At 36.9% G+C, this 2,672-nt stretch carries 3 protein-coding genes; all 3 read left to right on the top strand.

The features are described 5' to 3' along the window. Positions 1 to 247: 247 nt before the first annotated feature. Entirely contained in the window at positions 248 to 1,675 is a 1,428-nt protein-coding gene (locus KGY70_20550) for a beta-lactamase family protein (GenBank protein MBS3777596.1), read from the top strand. Between the two features lie 64 nt (positions 1,676 to 1,739). Further along, entirely contained in the window at positions 1,740 to 2,258 is a 519-nt protein-coding gene (locus KGY70_20545; GenBank protein ID MBS3777595.1) for an ester cyclase, read from the top strand. Between the two features lie 14 nt (positions 2,259 to 2,272). Then, positions 2,273 to 2,672, top strand: a 400-nt coding sequence (locus KGY70_20540; GenBank protein MBS3777594.1) for an alpha/beta hydrolase, incomplete at its 3' end; no start/stop codon positions are given.

Below are 2,672 nucleotides of genomic sequence, written 5' to 3'. Positions count from 1 at the left end.
ATATTCAGGGGCGATGATTATTGCATTGAACGTTTTACGATAGAAACCTAATTCTAAATAATCAACCAGGCCTGGAAGGCGCTAAGCGGCTTTATTGGCTAAAAGCATAACCAATATCGTATTAACTTACATAAAGCTAAAATAGCCGCTAAGCGCCTCGTGCATAAAATCATTTTCATTAATTCATCACCAATTTATAATAAAATAACTCTAAAAATTAATAAAATTAATTGATAAAACCAGCGCCATGAAAAAAATCAGGATTCCACTGTCGTTTATTTTAATATGCATGTGCCATCATGTTTTATTAGCTCAATCTTTATCTCAACAACAGATTGCAACTATTGAAAATTCTATTGTTGGGGAGATGAAAGATGCTAACGTTCCAGGTACAGCAATTGCTATAATAAATAAGAATCAAATTGCTTATGAGAATCATTTTGGTTTTGCAAACTCACAAACCAAAACAGAATTAACTGATTCCACTATATATCAAATTGCTTCGGTTACAAAAATATTTGCAGCATTAACGCTTCTCACTGAATTGGAGAAGGCTGGTCTCAGCCCTCATGATTCTGTTGGAAATGTAATTCAGGGATTATCCCCCGGTTTATCTTCAATAACGTTTCATCAGCTATTAACCCATACCAGTGGGATGATCGATTATCATCCAAAAAAAACTGAATATACGACCACAATCTTTGATTTTTTTAAACAAAATGGGGATAACGTATTATTTGCAAAACCCGGTGAGGTTTTCTCTTACTCAAATACCGGCTATGCATTAATCGGTCTTTTAATCAAGCAACTTTCAGGCAAATCCTATCCCGAAGCAGTCCATGAGGCGGTTATCAAACCATTGAATCTTCAAAATACAACCTTCAATTTTTTTGATGTCGCATGTAAATCATTTTCAGTAGGTCATTATTATGATTATAAAAAAAAGGCTGCCATACCAGCAATCAGCCGATTCGATATACCACTTAAACAGGCTGCAGGAGGAATTTTTAGCAACCTCAAAGACCTTGAACGCCTTGCATTGTGCTTGATGAACGGGGGTATCCTGGATCAGGAAAAAATATTTAAAGAAGATGTGATTCAGGAAATGAGTCACCCTCATGCAAAAAATTATACTACTTCAGCAAATTATTACGGGTTTATGAACTATCCCAATAATGCTTATGGATATGGAATCTTCACATTTGATTATGGGGATTTAAATTTCTTTGGTAATGGAGGCTCGGGCACACAAATGAGTTATTTCATTTATGAACCAAAAGAGCAATTTGCAATGATAGTGATTAGCAACATGTCAGGACAATTTTTAATCTCTTCTTTCAAAAATATTTTTACAGTGGTTCTGGGAGAAGAAGAACCTATCAACCCTGCTTATAAAGCAGATAGTGAAGAATGGAATGAAATTACAGGAAAATATATATTCCCTTCTCTTGAAAGAAAAAATTCCCGCTTCGCATTGATCAAAGAAAAAAACGGAAGATTATTTATGAATTTTAATAATTCAAGCGATATAGAGCTAAAGCCATTAGACAATCGGGTTTTTTCTTATTCAATTCCGTCTTTCAGATTTCCAATTGAAATTGGATTCTATAGAGATAATGAAGGTAACATTAAATACCTCAGACATTTTTGGAGAAGTTGGATTAAAGTGGAATAACAAAACTTATTCAGATCATCTTTAAGACTTAATTTCATCTATTAACCATAAAAACCACAGAATCATGAAAAATTATGTCATTTTAATTGTATTGCTTGGCTTATTTACAGCCATGTCTTGTCAGAAGAAAACTGACACGAATAGCATTGAAGAGGAAAATAAAGCCACGATCCGGCAGTTATTGGCAGAAATGGACAAGGGTAATCCCTCATTTGCTGATGAGGTCATCTCTGCTGAATGCATCTGGCATATGCCAGGAGGTGCGGAGTTAATAGGTGCCAAGGCATTTAAAGAAAGCGATGCACAATTCCGTGCAGGTTTCCCAGACCTTCACCACGGAGTGGAAGACCTCATTGCCGAGGATGACAAGGTCGTTGCCCGTTTAAGGAATACATCTACACATACAGGAGTATTTTCAGGCGCAAATCCAACCGGAAAAAAGATAGTTGTTACCGTGAATGCCATATATCGTTTCGATAAAGGTAAAATCGTGGAAGGTTGGGTAGAATATGATGGCCTTGGATTAATGCAAAAAATTGGCGCTATACAATTTACAACTCAAACCGCTTCCAAAGGGAAATAAGAAAACTGGCAGAAATGAATTTTATAAATTCAATAATGATCCTGGCAATTGCCGTTTCATGCCAGGATCAGTCGAAAACCTCAGTTAAACAAGGCATTGCTGAGGTGAACGGCACACAACTATACTATGAAATGGCCGGCAAGGGACAGCCAATTGTTTTGATACATGGAAATGGTGTGGACAGCAGACAATGGAATGACCAGTTTATGGCTCTGGCCAGCAATTTTCAGGTAGTCCGCTATGATGTAAGAGGCTTTGGCAAATCTGCCATGCCGGTTTTGGAAGAAAAATATAGCCATCATGGTGATTTAAAAGCCCTTTTAGATTATCTGGACATCAAAAAAGCTCATATTTGCGGGTCATCCATGGGAGCGGGTATCGCAGCCGATTTTTGTCTGGCCTGGCCTGAATACT

The sequence above is a fragment of the Bacteroidales bacterium genome (assembly GCA_018334875.1).
Classification (GTDB): domain Bacteria; phylum Bacteroidota; class Bacteroidia; order Bacteroidales; family UBA12077; genus JAGXLC01.
The sequence above is the reverse complement of the archived record's forward strand: the minus strand, read 5'-3'. Positions and strand labels throughout refer to the sequence as shown.